The sequence below is a fragment of the Vibrio sp. GJ43-1 genome (genome assembly GCF_055808835.1).
The window spans coordinates 1268735-1286487 of sequence record NZ_CM147884.1 but is presented as its reverse complement, the minus strand read 5'-3'; the positions used below and the strand labels follow the sequence as shown (position 1 = coordinate 1286487).

Sequence of the window (17753 nt, the reverse complement as noted above, 5' to 3'; positions counted from 1 at the left end):
ATAGTCTGGACCATCCGACACTATTTATCTATTAGGGTGATTCAGAATGTGGTCTTCCCAGTCAATGACATCAATCTCATACACCACTTTGTTTCTTACACTTTCACCAGCCGCATGCATCGCAGACTTGGAGAGTAGGTGATTAAAGGATGCCATTGAGGTAACGTGTCACCTTGAGATAGCAAACGATAGGCACAGGTTTCTGGCAACCAATTGAACTCGGAAATTTTATCTCTGGTGAGCTTTAAGCATTCTTCACCCGATTCAAAGCGGTTCATATAATCTTTACATGAACAGGTGTCGCTGTTTAACCAACTGCACGCTACATTGGTGTAGTAGACGTCATCAGAGTCTTCATCCATGAGCTTGTGAAGACAACATTTCCCACAACCGTCGCAAAGAGACTCCCATTGCTCTTCCGACATTGCTTCTAGTGGTGTTGTTTCCCAAAATGGCTTGCTCATGTTGACTACCTTTACGTTCTGTGGAGGCGCTTTATACCGCTAGTTTAGGTAAACTTCAAGTCATTCTCTCTGACAAGCGTGATTCAATTGTGTACAAGCGACGATGTTTGGTACACTCTGCGCCCCATTACTTTTAGGTTATTAAGATGGACTGTCGATTAGGCTGCGGCGCCTGCTGTATTGCACCAAGTATTTCTTCTGCCATTCCGGGTATGCCCAATGGCAAACCTTCCGGCGTTCGCTGCGTACAGCTCAATGAAGACAACCTTTGCAAACTCTTTGGTCAACCAGAGCGACCTAAAGTGTGCCACGATTTTAAACCATGCCCTGATGTATGCAGTAGCACTAACCAACAAGCGCTGAGTAATCTGCTGGAGTTAGATAGGCTGACTTAAAGGACGCCACAGCGACGGCGCATAGAGTATTTCTTCACAGATACATTGGATAAAAATCCGCATATTTTAAAAATCAAACCTTTCCTATTTAGCGGAAAAAGGGTTATACATACTCTTATGTAATTAATACTACTGAATATTTTATGACACTCAGAGAAGTCCTTCAAATCCGCAATGTCCGCTACTTCTTAATGTTTCGAAGTAGCTACTTCGCTCGCTTTTATTACCCCGTATTTACGCTTCTCTATTTAGATTACGGTTTAAGTCTCTCACAATTTGCCATGCTAAATGTCGTTTGGGCGGCAACGATTGTGCTCGCCGAGGTCCCATCGGGGGCATTTGCCGATACTTTAGGGCGTAAAAAGCTGGTCGTGCTGTCTTCAATCATCATGTTTGTTGAAATCGCAATGATCGCCTTTGTCCCCACTGGTAATCCCAACTTGGTGTTCGTGGTGTTTTTAGTCAACCGAGTGTTAAGCGGCTTGGCCATGGCGTTAGCAAGTGGTGCGGATGAAGCTCTGGCTTATGACACTTTAAAGGAGCAAGGTAAAGAAGAAGCATGGCCACGGGTGTTACAAATCCAACTTCGAATCGCGTCAAGTGTCGGTATTTTCGTCACGCTCTTAGGCGCCGCTATGTATGATGTTAGCTTTATGGCAAAGGTGTACTCTCTTCTCGGACTCGCCGAACCAGGAAGCACCCAAGACATCATGCGCATTCCTGTCTATGCCACACTGCTGGTTGCGATGATCGCCATATACTCAGCGCTTAGTATGAGGGAGGCGAAAAAAACACTGCCTGAACATGGCGGAAAAATTGCCACAACGTTGGCAAGCCTCAAGCTGACACAAGTTACTGCTAAGTGGGTGGTGTCTACGCCTTACGTCCTCTTCATATTGCTTTATTACAGTTTATTCGAGCATACATCACGTATGTTTTTAACCATGAACAGTCAGTATTATCGCGCGATTGATATTCCTATTATTTACTTCGGATTAATTGGGGCAGGTATAAGTATCCTGCAAATTCTATTGGCTGGACAAAGTCGAAGATTAGCGGAAAGTATGGCGCCCAAAAAATTCATCCTTGTCATGGGACTCGCAACCATGGCAACCTATTATTGGATTAGTCTTGGCTGGTCGATTTATGGCGTTGTACCTGCGCTGCTCTTAATCTTTATCATTATGACGATGAATATTTTCATTAGTTACCACCTTAATAAACAGACCGAATCGCATAACCGAGCGACGGTACTAAGCTTTAAGGGTTTAATGTTTAACCTTGGATACGGCTCGATTGGTATTTTATACGCTTACTACTACAAATTGTTGTCGCAGAACTATAGCGAGCAACAAGTTGAGCAACATCTCGACTTCCTAGCCTCACTTTCTTCCTTTTTCTACTATTTCACTGCGCTATTTGTTGTAATCAGTGCGGCGTTTTATTTTAAAAATAAACAGAAAGCCATTTTTTAGTCACTATTGATTAGGGGCGGCGCGTCGTAGAGCGGTCGTCCGTTTAGCTAACGTGGGTTGGGGTACAAAGTAATCAGCACCGTGCTGACTTTCCGCCCACGACACCTTACCCAACAAGCAAAGTTAAGGATTTACCATGTATCTCGTCTTGTATTGTCACAACATCGGTATGACGGATTTCTCTTTCTTCGAGACAGAAGATTTTGATAAAGACGATGGTTATACCGTTCGTGGCAAGTGGCCTAACGAAAGCGCGTTTCGCGACTATCTCACTAAAGAGTTTGGTGATATGAGTGAGTTTCACGTTATTGATTTAATTTCTAGAGGCGAACAAGCCGAGCACTACTCTGTGTTGGAGCTAACTCAGTTATCACAACACATTGAGCCTTAAGGCTCGCTATCTATGCTTTGCGCCTCCTCGCACAAACTGGCGGTATCAATAAAATCAGCTATGTTTCAAAGGAACCGCAATTATAGGAGTGGGATTTCTTATGAATCGTTATTTAGCTGAGCTATTTGGTACATTTTGGTTGGTTTTAGGAGGATGTGGATCAGCCGTGCTCGCCGCAGGCTTTCCTGAACTGGGGATTGGCTTTCTAGGCGTTGCACTGGCGTTTGGTTTAACCGTATTAACCATGGCGTTTGCCATTGGGCATATCTCAGGCTGTCATCTTAATCCAGCGGTCAGCATTGGTTTGTGGGCTGGCGGGCGATTTGAAGCCAAAGAACTTCTGCCCTACATCATTGCTCAGGTCGTTGGTGGCGTGCTGGCAGGTGGCGTACTTTACATTATTGCTTCAGGACAAGCTGGGTTTGATGCCACTGCCTCGGGCTTTGCCTCTAATGGCTATGGCGAGCACTCTCCTGGTGGTTACACGCTAACTGCTGCTCTGGTTTGTGAAATTGTTATGACTGCCATGTTCCTTATTGTCATCATGGGCGCTACTGACTCAAGAGCACCACAGGGCTTCGCCCCTATTGCTATTGGTCTATGCCTTACCCTCATTCACCTTATCAGTATTCCTGTCACTAATACCTCCGTTAACCCTGCCCGTAGTACTGGTGTAGCCTTATATGTGGGCGAATGGGCCACCGCTCAATTGTGGCTATTTTGGGTTGCGCCTATCATCGGCGCGGTAATCGGGGCATGGATCTATCGCTCTTTGCTTGGTAACAATAGTGATTAGCTAGTCACTGTTATTAGGTGAGATAGTTATTAGGTAGGGATCGTAATTAATAACAGACGATCAAAAAAGGCGCGATAAACGCGCCTTTTTAAATCTTGTGTCGTCCTAACAAGGAATGAGACAAGGTTGTACCATCTACCAGCTCGAGTTCGCCACCAACAGGGACACCATGAGCGATACGGCTCGCGGTCACATCATGTTCGTGACACAGCTCGGCAATATAGTGAGCGGTGGCTTCGCCTTCAACCGTTGGGTTGGTGGCAAGAATGACTTCACTAATATCACGTTGTCTTAAACGATAATCCAAGGTATCTAAACCGATATCGCTTGGCCCAATACCATCTAATGGTGACAGGTGCCCCATCAACACAAAGTAACGCCCTGAGTATTGCCCGGTGGCTTCCACCGCAGCGATGTCTGCTGGGCTTTCTACTACGCACAATTGGCCGTTTTCTTTACGTTTAGGGTTAGTACAAATATGGCAGGTCTCTTCTTCCGTAAACGTCCGACATTCCTGACAATGACCGATATCGGTCATGGCTTGAGACAAAACCTCGGCAAGCTGCAGCCCACCTTTTCTGTCTCGCTGTAACAAATGAAAGGCCATGCGTTGTGCTGACTTGGGACCAACCCCAGGTAGACATCGCAAGGCCTCCATCAAATGCTCCAGCATTTGGCTAGTTCGCATTTATTGTTCTCTAATTTTTCAATTAGAACGGCATTTTCATACCTGGTGGTAATTGCATACCGCCAGTCACTGAAGCCATTTTCTCTTTCTGTGTTTCTTCAACACGACGAGCAGCATCGTTAAACGCCGCTGCAATCAGATCTTCTAGCATTTCTTTGTCGTCTTCCATCAAGCTCTCATCGATCTCGACACGACGTGTACTGTGGCTACCAGTGATCGTGACCTTAACAAGGCCTGCACCAGATTCACCGATCACTTCCATGTTTGCAATTTCTTCTTGAAGCTTTTGCATACGCTCTTGCATTTGCTGGGCTTGCTTCATCATATTGCCCATTCCGCCTTTACCAAACATAGGTTTCTCTCGGTTGATTCAGATTATTAATAACATGGGGGCACGGTTAAAAAATGCAACCCCTTAACATACTTTGCATTATAGACTTATAGCGGACGAATACTCTCTTCGTCTAGCTCTGCAGAAAATCTTGTAACAATAAACTGTACGTTGGCATCAGATTGTAAAGCGCCTGCCGCTTGGGCCAGTTTATCTTGATAAATCTTTTCTCTTAGTTCGAGCGGTGTTATGCCCTGCTCTGACACTTCTACAGACAAATGGCACGACTCACCAAGCGCTGAGTTTAGGCTCGCCAAGAGCTCGGATTGGTTCCTATCCGTGTTCAAATGGGCGTGCGTTGCTCGCAGGCCAAGAGAAATCGAGGAACCGTCTTTACTGTAAGCTGAATTCAGTGCTAATTGTTGGACCAATTTACTGGTGTTTAGTTTCTCGATGAGTGCAGCCCATGAATCTTGCTGAGCGGCTTCAACCGTTAATCGCTGCGCCATTTCAGGGGTTTTTATATGTTCGAGTGCCTTTCTTAGCGTTGATGGTTTAACCGATGGGGCCTTATTGGTTTCCACCACCGCTTTGTTCATCGCACGCCAGCGATACGGTTCGTTGTCATCCACTTGCTCAGAAGCGTTTTCACGACTCGCGTCACCAGAAATAGCAGAAGCGGCGCGACGAGGAGTACTTCGCTGCGCGACTCTTTCTATTGCAGATGCTGGCTCGGGTGACGCATCAGTCTTTTTTGTTGTGGGCGCTCCTGGACGAGGTGCGCTCTGCGCCGAACTCTGTCTTTTTGAGCGCAATTGATGACGCAAGCCGCCAACAGGTGACGCCTTAGGCTGAAGCGCTGGCTCCGGCGTAACTTGCTGCTGAGCCAGCTGTTGATTCACTGGTGGTGTATTCACCAACGATTCTGCCATTGGCGGCGAAACCTGCTGTGGTGCTGAATCAGGATAATACCCTTGGGGCGCAGAGTCATAACCATGTGGCGCTGAATACGAAGCCGCACTGCTCTCTGACGGCATTGCATAATGTTCTTGCGGCGGCAAATCATAAGGCATTGCCGACTCTTCAGGTCCAGAGTAGCCCTGTGCTGGCGCTTGTGAAGCTCAAGCGGCGTCACGGGTACTGATGGACTGACATTAGGAGTACTAGCCGTGGTCGGCGTTTGTGCCGAACCCGTCACAACAATGTCATTACTGCTAAGTGCTGTCACATCGGTCTAAAGGCCAACATTCGTAGCAACGTCATTTCTACCGCAACTCGCTGTGAGGGTGAAGCAACAAGATCTTGGCGACCTTTTATTGCAATTTGATAATAGAGCTGTACGTCAGTTGGCTGAAATTTTTTGCCCAATGTGGCGACTTTTTCATTATCAGGAATACTGACATCAAGGCTTCCTGGTAAGGCCTGATACATCGCAACACGATGCAATTGCGAGCCGATTTCCAGCAATAACGAATCCCAGTCAACGCCGTTTTCAGCCAATTGCTCAACCGTACTCATGACTCGTGCTGCATCACCATAGGTTGCAATAGCTTGAATAATTTTAATCGCGAGAGACGTATCTAACGTACCTAACATCATACTGACAGTCGGCTTAGTAATGTGCCCGCTGCCTAATGCGATCGCTTGGTCGGTTAAGCTCAAAGCATCACGCATACTGCCATCGGCGGCGTGAGAGATTAAAGCCAACGCTTGATGTTCCGCCTCCACCTTCTCATGCCCTAGGATATCCACCAATTGCTGTTGGATGGTATCGACCGTGATAGGTTTCAAATGGAACTGTAAACAACGTGACAAAATTGTCACTGAGCAGTTTTTGCGGATCCGTCGTTGCCAGCAAGAATTTGACATATTCTGGCGGCTCTTCCAACGTTTTCAGCAAGGCATTGAAGCTGTGACGTGACAACATATGCACTTCATCGATCAAGTACACCTTGAAACGATTACGGGCCGGTTTATATTGGACGTTATCAAGTAACTCACGAGTGTCTTCAACTTTAGTCCGAGAGGCCGCATCAATCTCCAATAAGTCGACACTGCGCCCTTCATCAATTTCTACGCACGTCGCACATTTACCGCATGGGTTAGACGTAATACCCGTTTCACAGTTCAACCCCTTAGCAAACAGGCGTCCTATCGTGGTTTTACCCACACCGCGAGTGCCGCTAAATAAATAGGCATGATGCAAGCGGTTTTGACTTAAGGCATTCTCTAACGCCGTAAGGACATGCGCTTGTCCTACGACTTCTGAAAACTGTTTTGGGCGCCATTTTCGGGCTAAAGCAAGATAACTCATGAATAGTTCCCGATTAGTGACCTTCGAATTCACAAATGCTGTAAACGTCCAAATCGAGAGCTTGTAGGCGCTTATCACCGCCAATCTCTGGCAAGTTAATCACAAATGCTGCGTGTGCTACAGAGCCGCCAAGTCGGCGAATCAGCTTTGTTGTTGCTTCAATTGTGCCACCTGTTGCCAATAAATCATCGACCATTAGCACCTTGTCACCTTCCACAATAGCATCTGTGTGAATTTCTAATACGTCGGTGCCATATTCTAGTTCGTAAGACTGTGATACGGTCTCGCGCGGCAATTTCCCGGGCTTACGCACTGGCACAAATCCAACACCAAGTTCTAATGCCAACGGTGCACCAAACAAAAATCCGCGAGCTTCGGTGCCAACAATTTTTGTAAAGCCTTGATCTTTATATTTCTCTACCAACAGAGCAATGGTCGCTCTATAGGCTTCAGGATCTTCCATTAAGCTGGTGACATCGCGAAAAAGAATGCCTGGCTTTGGGTAATCAGGAATGCTTTTGATGCTGGCTTTGATTTGTGAAATTCTGTCGATGCTCATAATTTTTGTCTCTGGAGAGGTCAATCTGCGCCCAATGACGTGAGTAATGATTTCACAAAGTAAAACCATACTTTCATTCTGTTGGCCTAAAAATAAACACTCGCAAAACGCGAGCGAACAATCCCTAATGTTAGTGACTTTCAGACTTATCAGCAACCGACTCTTTCACAGGAAGTCGCAAAAAAAGCCTAAAACGACCCCACATAAGCAAAAGAGTGCAGCCTTTAACCACACTAGCGGGACAACAATGATAGAGATCAGGAAACTGGCCAATATAAAGACCATGCCTTTATTGCGCGTCGCGCGTGATACGGCTCGCTCAGTTTCCCATGTTGAAATCACAGGACCGAGTTTAGGATGTGCAAGTAATCGCTGATGAAGACGCGGGCTGCCTTTCAAAAAACACGCGCTGGCAAGTAATAAAAAAGGGGTGGTTGGTAGTAATGGTAGGAATATCCCAATGATCCCTAGGGTGACAGAACTGATACCTGCGACACTCCATAAGGCTTGTCGCAGCGTCATGCTAACTCGCTTCTCAAAACGTTGCATACCCATTCATGATACGAAATAACGTCAGAGTAGCCGGAAGAGTTGGAATAAGCAATACGGCAATAAAGCCTAGGAAATAGAAAATATTGTAAGGTTCTTTGAATTCAGTGTTAGACATAACTTTGCTCTTAATTTGATGGCTTTTAATGATAGTGAGCCGTGCCGACGTTATCGTTCGTCTTTACACATTGGCTAGTTAATAAAACAGAAGTGCCAACCTCCCATTTCATTAACATCCGCACTATATATTAATTACAATCCATCAAAAACAGAGTAACTGTATGGTTATTACACTCACTCCCTCTGAGATAAACGAATATCCCAGCTAAAGCTCGACGCCCCTACCTGGCTCATAGATAGCTTACTCGACTCATGAACCGGAAGATCTTTGGTCATAAAATTGCGAATACAGTTTTCACCCAATTTTTGACCACCTGCAATATGGTAGTGGGCGTCACCATTTTGCCAACGGCAATCCAAGCCTGCCGAGTAATATCGACAACGTTCGATCTGACAAATCAATCACACCCAAAAGCGCATCGACAGGATAAGCACCCATTGAGCATTCTAGGCCTTTCTCCATGTTGGTCGCTAAGTCTTTAAGATCAACACTGTTATGCTGAACTCGGCGAATATAGTCATCAAATAATGCTCTAACCAATAACGTACTGGCAATCCCTCCTTCTTCACTGGATGAGGCATCAACCAGATAAAACGCAAGTTGTCCGCTCATTAACCATGAAAAGTCAAAGACCAGTGGCAAATTTGTTGTCGATTGAAGCATTCGATAGCTACTGTGCCACGCCCCCAGCGAGCAATCTTTTTCTGGTAATAATGCGGTCAATAGCTCACGTGCTGCATTGGGGTTTTCTTGCAAAAATTTCAAGTGCCAATGCAACTCTTGCTCGTCTTGAGAATTGTCATTCTCTTCGAGCCGGAACCAACGGCTAACAAAATCACTTTGGTTACCAACATCGGCACTGTCTTCTAATACCTTGTCTATTGCTTCATTAAGGTAGCGGTAATCCGCAAGTGGTTTTGTCAGAAAATCTTTTACCCCAAAGCGTAGCGCCTTAGCCACATCGCCCATATCTCCCGTTGCGGATATCACGATGACAGGTAAAGATGGATATTCCATTCTTACCTCTTCGGCAAACTCCATCCCTGTAAGCAACGGCATAGATAAATCGCACAGCACTAAATCAGGCTGCGCAGAATCGAGAAGTTTCAAGGCTTCTAACCCATCTTGCGCCTCACAAACACGATACCCTATCGCTTCCAAATAATTTTTTGTCACTGTACGAAATATCGGGTCGTCATCAACCACCATAATCTTAGGGTGACTCGACCGATGCGCTTAAGACCTCAGCAACTTGACTGTCAGTTTTAGACATAAAATTACGCCTCACAAATTTTTCATTGCGCGTTTCGTTATCGTTTTTATTGGTTTGCATCAAACTTCGTGTCGCAAGGAAACGCTACAATAATGCACTTAATTGAGTAATCTACTCCCAAGCCAGCGGCTCTTGAGTATATTAACTGTAGGCACAAATAGTCTTTTATACAAATGTACCCCTTTGCTTCAAGATCTAATACAATATGTGGGTGTCTGAGATTTAACCAACTTGTTAATATTTTAAACTAACTTATTGATATTGAGCTATTCTCAGCCATTGTTTCCACTAATTTAGTGTCTACAGTCATGCTGCCTGCGAGTTGAGCCTATCGGGCTAAGCCATAATAAAACGAATCAATACAAATAGTTGACCATATGAAACTCGACGATCTAAACCTATTCCGACTTGTTGTTGAAAATGGGAGTTATACTGCAACTTCACGCAAAACCATGATTCCCGTTGCAACGATAACGCGACGAATTCAAGCGCTTGAAGACTCTCTTAATCTGCGTTTATTAAATCGCCACGCTCGAAAATTGTCTTTAACAGAGGCGGGAGAACGTTTTTATAACGAATGTTCACCATTGCTTCATAGACTCACGGCGACATCTGAAGAAATTGCTGACGAATGCAAAGGCGCGTCAGGCAAACTAAAAATATCCTCACCTTCAAATCTGACTAAACGCATGATCATGCCAATGTTTAATGATTTCATGGCGCAGTTTCCTGATATTAGTTTGGAGTTAACCACCAGTAATCATGCAGACCAACTTGACCCAACTGAGTGGGACGTCATTTTCCGTGTTGGCCCACAACGAGATTCGAGCCTCATTGCTCGAAAAATCAGTACGGTTAAAGATGTATTGATTGCAACACCAGGCTATCTTGCACAAAATGGCGAGCCTTCTCATGCGGAAGAACTCACCGCGCATCGACTTCTCAAAGGCGCACCACTGATCAAGTGGCAGCTTAAAAACAACAGCGGCGAATCGGTGATTAACAATACCAAGGCGCGCTTCGAAGCTAACAGCCTCAATGTGGTAAGACGAGCATGTTCTGCGGGGCTAGGCATTACTCTGATGCCGGATGTAATGGTAAAAGAGTACATCGACAATGGTGAGTTGGTACGTATTCTTCCCGATTGGAGTGCTAACCCACGCGACATTTACATGCTCTACAATCATAAAGATCATCTACCGGAAAAAGTCCGACTGTTTATCGATTTCGTTATCGATTACTCGATTCACTAGTGACTTAATCCAAGATCATTAGTGATAAAAAAACCAGAGTGAAATATCACTCTGGTTTTTTTACTTCCGTAGAAATGCGAGCAGTATTACGCGCCTTCGTTATGCAGTTCTAGATTAGCAAGATCTTGCTGAATTTCTCGTTGCACTTTCGAATCATCGTTACGTAGTGAGTCAAGGAAATCAAGATACTCTTGATCAATATCTCCTGTCACATACTCACCATTGAAAACCGACGTATCGAAACAGCTGATATCCGGATTACCCATGCCTACCGCTTCAATCAGATCCGGCAGCGTTTGGAAGATAAGCGCATCTGCACCAATCTGTTGACAAATAGAATCATTGTCACGGCCGTGTGCAATAAGTTCGTTAGCACTTGGCATATCAATACCGTAGACGTTCGGGAAGCGTACTTCCGGAGCCGCCGATACCATATAAACCTTGTTTGCACCTGAATCACGAGCCATCTCAATAATCTGCTCTGACGTAGTACCACGTACAATTGAATCATCAACAAGTAGTACATTCTTGCCTTTAAATTCAGAGCGAATCGCATTAAGTTTACGACGCACAGACTTCTTACGCTGTTGTTGGCCCGGCATAATAAACGTACGTCCAACATAACGGTTCTTAACAAACCCTTGGCGGTAAGGCTTATCAATCGCTTGTGCTATTTGCAACGCAATATCACAAGAGGTTTCAGGGATAGGAATAACAACATCAATATCGAGATCGCTGTACTCTTGTTGGATACGCTCACCCAATTTTTTGCCCATTTCTACACGAGCACTGTAAACCGAAATTTTATCGATAAACGAGTCTGGTCGAGCAAAGTAAACAAATTCAAAAATACATGGGTTCAGGGCAGGATGATCAGCACATTGACGCGTGTGCAGTTCACCATCGAATGTGGCATAAATGCCTTCACCAGGTGCCACATCACGGATGAAGTCAAAGCCAACAGCGTCTAACGCAACTGATTCTGATGCCACCATGTATTCTGTTTTGCCATTCACTTCACGCTTACCTAAACATAAAGGACGAATGCCATGTGGGTCACGGAACGCAATCATACCGTGACCAATAATCATCGCTGCTACCGCGTACGCACCCTTAATAGCACGGTGCACGTTGGTCACTGCGCGGAATACGTCGTCTGAGGTCACGTTACCTTTAACGGTATCAATCTCATGCGCAAGTACGTTAAGTAACACTTCAGAATCAGAAGTCGTGTTGACATGACGGCGGTCTTTCTCGAACAACTTTTCACGCACTTCATTCGCATTGGTTAAGTTGCCGTTGTGAGCCAACGTAATACCAAACGGTGAGTTTACGTAGAAAGGCTGAGCCTCTGATGCACTTGAACTACCTGCAGTTGGGTAACGCACGTGACCAATTCCCACACAGCCTTGAAGGCGTTGCATGTGTTTCGCTTCAAAAACATCTTTAACGAGACCATTCGCCTTACGCAGACGAAAACGATTGCTTTCTATGGTAACAATACCAGCGGCATCTTGGCCACGATGCTGTAAAACGGTCAAAGCGTCATAGATAGACTGATTCACAGGCGTAGAGCCAACGATTCCAACAATACCACACATGTCCTAATCCTCGATTTGCGACATTTAGCTGGCGCAATTATGCGCCAGACAGGAAACTAGAAGTTGCTTCGATATGTTCAAAAAACGGTTGAATCACCAGCTTAAAGTGCGGCATGAGTTGTGAGTTTTCCCACCATTCGCTGCTATTTAATGTGGTAAAGGTATCCACAAAAAACAGCACCGCTGACACGATTAGCACACCTCGTAGTGCACCAAACACCACACCCAATACTCGATCTGTACCTGACAATCCCGTTTTTTGAACCAACTGCCCTAGAACATAATTGATCAATGCCCCAACAATCAGTGTTGCGACAAATAGAGCAGCGATTGCGGCGCCATTACGAAACATCTCGTCTTCAATATTAGAAAAGTACACCGCTAGTTTAGCGTAGTACTGACTGGCGATAAAAAATGCACCAAACCATATTACCAACGACATCGCTTCTTTAGCGAATCCGCGAACTAAGCTGATTAAAGCTGACAGCCCAATCACACCCAAAATGACAAAATCTAACCAATTCATTAATTATTCATCTCAAGTTGGCGCGCATTTTAACAGAAAAAAACGCGACGCAAACGTTTTCTTATGGATTTAGTGGTTTAAATTTGAGCAATTGACCTCTTGAACTCGATAATTTTCTCTAATTCAACCAATTGCGTCTCTAGTTTACTTTTCGAAACATCGGGACCGATGATTACGCGAGTAAAGTTCGACTCTTGCTTCACATGTGCTTGATAACCACGTTTTTGTAAATCCGCGACCAGTCCACGTGCATTTTCCGCATTCTTAAGCGCCATAAGCTGAATAATCCATGCGCTATCTGCATAGTCATTTCGCTCTGGCACCTCTTGTATTGCGACATCTACCACATCTGATTGCGTCTTTTCTTCCAGCGCCTCGCCCACGGTCGCCGTCACTGGCGAGTCTGGCAATACCTCCGAGGCATCTTCAGGCTCTAAGATTTCAAAGCTCTCAACGTCAGAGTTTAACTCCGGTTTCAGTGGGATACTGGCAAACTCTTCTTTGTAGTGCAATTTTTTACCATCTAAAAGATCGGGCAAAATAATGACACCGACAGCAACCAAAACAATGGTGCCTATCAGACGACTTTGGAATTTACTCGCCATCTCTACTCCTTATGGTTTAACGGTCACAGCCGCGAGTGGTGCTCTCGGTGTATTCAAGGACTTCACCTACAGTATGGAAAGAACCCAGCACCAAGACAATGTCATTCTCTTTTGCCGATTGAATCGCCGCATCGTACGCTGCAACAGGGCTATCGTATAACGATGACGCCACCTCACTCTCTAGACAATCTGACAGCTCCTGAGCGCTCGCAGCTCGCGGCCCTGCCAACGAGGCTAGATACCAGTCACAGGCTAAAGGCTGTAAGACACGCATCGTTTCTGCGACATCTTTATCATGCAGCATGCCAATAACGACCTTAAACGTCTGTTCTGGATAACGTTTTGTTAGTTGTTCAACCAAGTATTCTGCGGAATGTGGGTTGTGTGCCACATCCAAAATAGTGAGTGGCTGACCGGGTAACATCTGCATACGTCCAGGCAACGTCGCGTGCTTCAAGCCGTTCACGATATTCACATCGGAAATATCAAGCTTTGCTGCACCCAGTGCCATAATCGCGGTATTAGCGTTCATCAAAGGAAGTGCTGGGATAGGTAGCGCTTCTAGCGAAAAAGTACCATGCTGCCACGACCAGGTAGTCTCAGATGTCATTTCGTAGTGAAACTGGATACTCGGTTTGGTAAAAATCTGCGCCAATGTCATCGGCATGAGCTGGGACTGTTGCTGGTGGTTTTGGCTGACCACAGATTGCAGGCTTACCAGAGCGGAAAATACCTGCTTTTTCAAACCCTATGACATTAATGTCATCACCTAACCAATCAACATGATCGACCGCTAAGCTGGTAATGACGGATACATCATGATCAACCACATTGGTGGCATCTAACCGTCCACCAAGTCCTACTTCGAGTAGCAAGACCTCAACGTTATTATCTTGAAACTGTTTAAGAGCCGCCAACGTTGCGTATTCAAAGAAGCTAAGACTAACGTCACCACGAAGTGTTTCGATGTAGTCAAATGCCGCCACATGAGATTGGTCCGGAAGTTCATGACCATTAATACGAACACGTTCGTTATAGCGAATAAGATGAGGGGAGCTGTAGACACCAACAGAATAACCCGCATCCAATAGGATGGCTTCCATTAGTGCGCATGTAGAACCTTTACCATTCGTCCCTGCGACGGTGATAACGGTGGGAGCAGGTTTGGTTAACTTGCCCTTATTTGCCACCACAGCAACTCGCTCTAGACCAAGGTCAATGGCGCTACTGTGGATACTTTGTAAATAATCAAGCCACATCTGAAGTGAAGATGTGGCTTTTGGAATGGATTGTGCACTCATTTAGCAGTCAATATCTAAACAATGATAACTTAGTGAGTACTTTACCCTTTTTCGTCCGCTTCTGGTACTTCATATGATGGTTCTGCTGGAGAATCTTCAACAGAAACCACTAAAGGTGACGTCGCGCGAGTCATTTTAGCCAGCATACTACCGACACGTTGACGCATTTCACGACGATCAACAATCATATCAATGGCACCGTGCTCTAATAAGAACTCACTGCGCTGGAAGCCTTCTGGTAAGTCTTCACGTACCGTTTGCTCAATCACTCGACGACCTGCAAAGCCAATCAATGCTTTAGGCTCACCAATGTTAATGTCACCAAGCATAGCAAGACTTGCCGATACGCCGCCCATTGTTGGATCGGTCATCACTGAAATGTAAGGAAGCCCTTTCTGAGACAAGCGCTCTAACGCTGCACTGGTTTTCGCCATTTGCATCAACGACATTAATGCTTCTTGCATACGGGCGCCGCCACTTGCAGAGAAACACACAAGGCCGCAGTTGTTTTCAATAGCCGCATCAACAGCTGCAACAAAACGTGCGCCCACAACAGACCCCATTGAACCGCCCATGAAAGCAAACTCAAATGCACACGCGACAACAGGGATACCAAGAACTTCACCTTGCATGACAACAAGCGCATCTTTCTCACCGCTATTTTTTTGTGCCGTTGAGATGCGCTCTTTGTAGCGTTTTGAATCTTTAAACTTCAGCTTATCCTGAGGTTCAAATTCAGTCCCTAGCTCAACTCGGTTGTCTTTATCGAGGAATGTTTCCAAACGGCGACGAGATCGCATGCGCATGTGATGGTCACATTTCGGACACACTTCTAGGTTACGCTCTAGTTCAGCATGATATAACACCTGCTCGCAAGACGTACATTTCGTCCAGATCCCCTCTGGGATAGAGGCTTTACGTGAGGTAACAATGTTGCTTTTTTCTAAAATTTTTTCAAGCCAACTCATGGAAGACCTTTTATTTTGTGACTCCCGCTATCATAGCGAGAGTATTGAATTCAAATATGCATGAGGATTAAACCACATAACTGCGCCACTGTAGATAAAAAACTGGTTGTACCTTGTAGTCTGGAAGCAACCAACGCTTTCATTTGAGTCGTTTTACCAGCCTGAGTTCAAATCATCTGGGAAAAATAATGGACCAATTGGCACATTTGGGAGCGAATACTCATCTGGGTAATCAACATCAACCAAATACAGCCCCTCAGCCTTCGCTGTCGCGCCAGCAAGCTTTCTGTCTTTTTGCGCTAGCAACCACTCGATCCACTCTACCTATTGTTCCCCACGACCAACCACAATCAAGCTACCAGAATATTTCTCACCATATGATGGACAAAAGCATTAGCCTTAATATCAATCACCACATACGGACCATGACGAGTCACATTAAGGTGCATGAGGTTGCGCCAAGGGCTTCTTGATTGACAATGCACGGCTCTAAATGAAGTGAAATCATTTTCGCCTAGTAAAAACTGACCCGCTTGATGCATTTTTTCAACATCGAGCTCACCATGATAATGGCTAACGCCTGTCGATAAAATTCCAGGTCGCAAAGCGTGGTTGAAGATCACATATCGGTAACGACGCGCCGTTGCAGAAAAACGCGCGTGAAAAGATTCAGAGACTTCTGTTGCCCAACGAACAGTAATATCTTTAGGAAGGTTGGCATTCACACCCATTGTCCATGCCGCAGGCTTACGAGTGACCGGAGAATCAAAATGAACCACTTGACCCGTCCCATGAACGCCAGCATCTGTGCGTCCCGCGCACATTACTTCAATTGGCTGATTCGCTACAACGGATAGCGCCTTTTCCAATTCCGCTTGCACACTATTCACATCACGCTGTCTTTGCCAACCATAGTAATTGGCACCGTTATACTCGATACCTAATGCAACTCTCATATTTCTCTCTGAACGTTCGTCATTCCTACTGGGTGGCAAAGTATATACTCAAATGACAAGATTACCAATTTGCCGCGACGCGCAGACCAGACCTTACACGATACTAACAAAAGACTGACCCTCGCACCGCCCCCTCGCCTCTTTCTAGTCATATTCAAACACAGCCAATCGACCATATAATGCATACGTCGTTATCACAGCTATAAAAAAACGGCGTCTCCGCCGTTTTTATTTTGCTCGCTTGCTTTTAATAGACGATAACTAGAGGCCTGCGTGAATAAAACCGCATTAATAGGCGGACATTTTATCCAACACGCCTCGCGCCTCATCTTTTAGGGATTCTGAGCCTTCCTCGAGTACCTTTTGCAATAGCTTCTTCGCGCCATCAAAATCGTTCATTTCAATGTAGATTTTCGCTAAATCTAGGTTTCCTGACGCCTCGGAGTCGTTATCAACATCGACATCAGTGACCTCACCAATCACATCTGGGAACTCATCAAGCCCTACATCAAGTTGCAGCGCTTCTTCCTCATCTACCTCGGACGTCGGTTCATCGTTTACCTGTGCCATCAGCTCATCAATTGTCATAAATTGAGCATTGCTGTTTTCAAAGTTTTCGACAGGATCTTGAGAAGACCAATCTTCGTTCTTCGCACTTTTTAGTGAACCCGCATCCTGAGTCCATATGGCTTGTTCTTCGTCAGGAATCGATTCATCAATCGCACTTTTTTGTGCATCCGTCAGGGTAAAGCCATTCCAGTCTTCACCACCATCCATCGATGTATCGTCTTCCAACATGGTTGCCAGATCGAGCCCTGCGCTATCTGCCGTCGTTTGATCCACGGGGTTAATATTGCTAAAGCCTTGTTTTCCTTCACTCAGCAACTCGCCCAGTTGGCCTTCTTGTTCCAACGCTTGCGTATCGACCATTGAAAACGCATCAGCAAGCGCATCAATTTCAGAATGATCCAGTGTCTCACCAACCATCTCTTCATTGGTTGAAAATGCGCGCTCTGACGCATCTCGGGCCGTCGTCCCAGATTGAGAGTATTGCTCATTACTTTCCAAATCCGTAGAGTCAGCTAATGCGTCTTCTTCCGTATATTCCGGGAATATAATGTCATCATTGCTATACGCCTCAACAGGTTTGACCGAGTCGAGTGCCTCACCAGCATCAATGCCACCGT

The 17753-nt window shown here is 45.5% G+C and carries 14 protein-coding genes and 6 pseudogenes; 5 read left to right on the top strand and 15 right to left on the bottom strand.

Translation table 11 applies throughout. From position 1 onward, the window contains the following. Positions 1-24 precede the first annotated feature (24 nt). Positions 25-464 (bottom strand): annotated as a pseudogene (locus tag AC0L66_RS06235) (YcgN family cysteine cluster protein). Positions 465-610: 146 nt separating this feature from the next. Here AC0L66_RS06235 and AC0L66_RS06230 point away from each other — a divergent pair. The 4 genes from AC0L66_RS06230 to aqpZ all read left to right on the top strand — a co-directional run bounded on the left by AC0L66_RS06230 (position 611) and on the right by aqpZ (position 3521). After that, entirely contained in the window at positions 611-859 is a 249-nt protein-coding gene (locus AC0L66_RS06230; RefSeq protein WP_428793449.1) for a YkgJ family cysteine cluster protein, read from the top strand. A 143-nt stretch (positions 860-1002) separates the two neighbouring features. Further along, positions 1003-2334 (top strand): MFS transporter, encoded by a 1332-nt coding sequence (locus AC0L66_RS06225; RefSeq protein ID WP_473568771.1) that lies wholly within the window; start codon positions 1003-1005, stop codon positions 2332-2334. A gap of 136 nt (positions 2335-2470) precedes the next feature. Continuing rightward, positions 2471-2725, top strand: coding sequence for a hypothetical protein (locus AC0L66_RS06220; RefSeq protein ID WP_473568770.1), 255 nt, complete (start codon positions 2471-2473; stop codon positions 2723-2725). A 100-nt stretch (positions 2726-2825) separates the two neighbouring features. Further along, positions 2826-3521, top strand: coding sequence for an aquaporin Z (gene aqpZ, locus AC0L66_RS06215; protein ID WP_265673348.1), 696 nt, complete (start codon positions 2826-2828; stop codon positions 3519-3521). 88 nt (positions 3522-3609) lie between these two features. Here aqpZ and recR read toward each other — a convergent pair whose 3' ends face one another. From recR to AC0L66_RS06180, 7 genes and pseudogenes are all read right to left on the bottom strand, one after another. Further along, the gene (recR, locus tag AC0L66_RS06210) at positions 3610-4209 is read right to left on the bottom strand and encodes a recombination mediator RecR (RefSeq protein WP_265673347.1); all 600 of its coding nucleotides are present in this window, start codon (positions 4207-4209) and stop codon (positions 3610-3612) included. Between the two features lie 22 nt (positions 4210-4231). Continuing rightward, complete coding sequence (locus AC0L66_RS06205; protein ID WP_473568767.1) at positions 4232-4561, bottom strand: YbaB/EbfC family nucleoid-associated protein; 330 nt, start codon at positions 4559-4561, stop codon at positions 4232-4234. 86 nt (positions 4562-4647) lie between these two features. Beyond that, positions 4648-6854, bottom strand: a pseudogene (dnaX, locus tag AC0L66_RS06200) (DNA polymerase III subunit gamma/tau). Between the two features lie 13 nt (positions 6855-6867). Then, the gene (gene apt / locus AC0L66_RS06195; protein WP_250616626.1) at positions 6868-7413 is read right to left on the bottom strand and encodes an adenine phosphoribosyltransferase; all 546 of its coding nucleotides are present in this window, start codon (positions 7411-7413) and stop codon (positions 6868-6870) included. Positions 7414-7578: 165 nt separating this feature from the next. Beyond that, positions 7579-7935 (bottom strand): YbaN family protein, encoded by a 357-nt coding sequence (locus AC0L66_RS06190; RefSeq protein WP_473568764.1) that lies wholly within the window; start codon positions 7933-7935, stop codon positions 7579-7581. A gap of 13 nt (positions 7936-7948) precedes the next feature. Next, positions 7949-8080 (bottom strand): hypothetical protein, encoded by a 132-nt coding sequence (locus AC0L66_RS06185; RefSeq protein ID WP_265673344.1) that lies wholly within the window; start codon positions 8078-8080, stop codon positions 7949-7951. Positions 8081-8256: 176 nt separating this feature from the next. Beyond that, positions 8257-9356: pseudogene (locus AC0L66_RS06180) on the bottom strand (response regulator). A 377-nt stretch (positions 9357-9733) separates the two neighbouring features. Between AC0L66_RS06180 and AC0L66_RS06175 the strand changes: the two are divergent. Further along, a complete protein-coding gene (locus tag AC0L66_RS06175) occupies positions 9734-10609 on the top strand; it encodes a LysR family transcriptional regulator (protein WP_265673342.1) in 876 nt (291 codons plus the stop codon). An 86-nt stretch (positions 10610-10695) separates the two neighbouring features. On the opposite strand, the gene purF is transcribed toward AC0L66_RS06175, so the two are convergent. The 7 genes and pseudogenes from purF to AC0L66_RS06140 form a co-directional block, all read right to left on the bottom strand. Further along, on the bottom strand, positions 10696-12210 hold the full coding sequence (gene purF / locus AC0L66_RS06170; RefSeq protein WP_265673341.1) for an amidophosphoribosyltransferase: 1515 nt from the start codon (positions 12208-12210) through the stop codon (positions 10696-10698). A gap of 37 nt (positions 12211-12247) precedes the next feature. Then, a complete protein-coding gene (locus AC0L66_RS06165; protein WP_265673340.1) occupies positions 12248-12736 on the bottom strand; it encodes a CvpA family protein in 489 nt (162 codons plus the stop codon). A gap of 61 nt (positions 12737-12797) precedes the next feature. Next, positions 12798-13341, bottom strand: a pseudogene (locus AC0L66_RS06160) (SPOR domain-containing protein). 16 nt (positions 13342-13357) lie between these two features. Then, positions 13358-14642: pseudogene (gene folC, locus AC0L66_RS06155) on the bottom strand (bifunctional tetrahydrofolate synthase/dihydrofolate synthase). Between the two features lie 41 nt (positions 14643-14683). Beyond that, complete coding sequence (accD, locus tag AC0L66_RS06150; RefSeq protein ID WP_265673337.1) at positions 14684-15610, bottom strand: acetyl-CoA carboxylase, carboxyltransferase subunit beta; 927 nt, start codon at positions 15608-15610, stop codon at positions 14684-14686. Between the two features lie 153 nt (positions 15611-15763). Further along, positions 15764-16566: pseudogene (gene truA, locus AC0L66_RS06145) on the bottom strand (tRNA pseudouridine(38-40) synthase TruA). A gap of 288 nt (positions 16567-16854) precedes the next feature. Further along, complete coding sequence (locus AC0L66_RS06140) at positions 16855-17634, bottom strand: FimV C-terminal domain-containing protein (protein WP_473568761.1); 780 nt, start codon at positions 17632-17634, stop codon at positions 16855-16857. Positions 17635-17753: the final 119 nt, after the last annotated feature.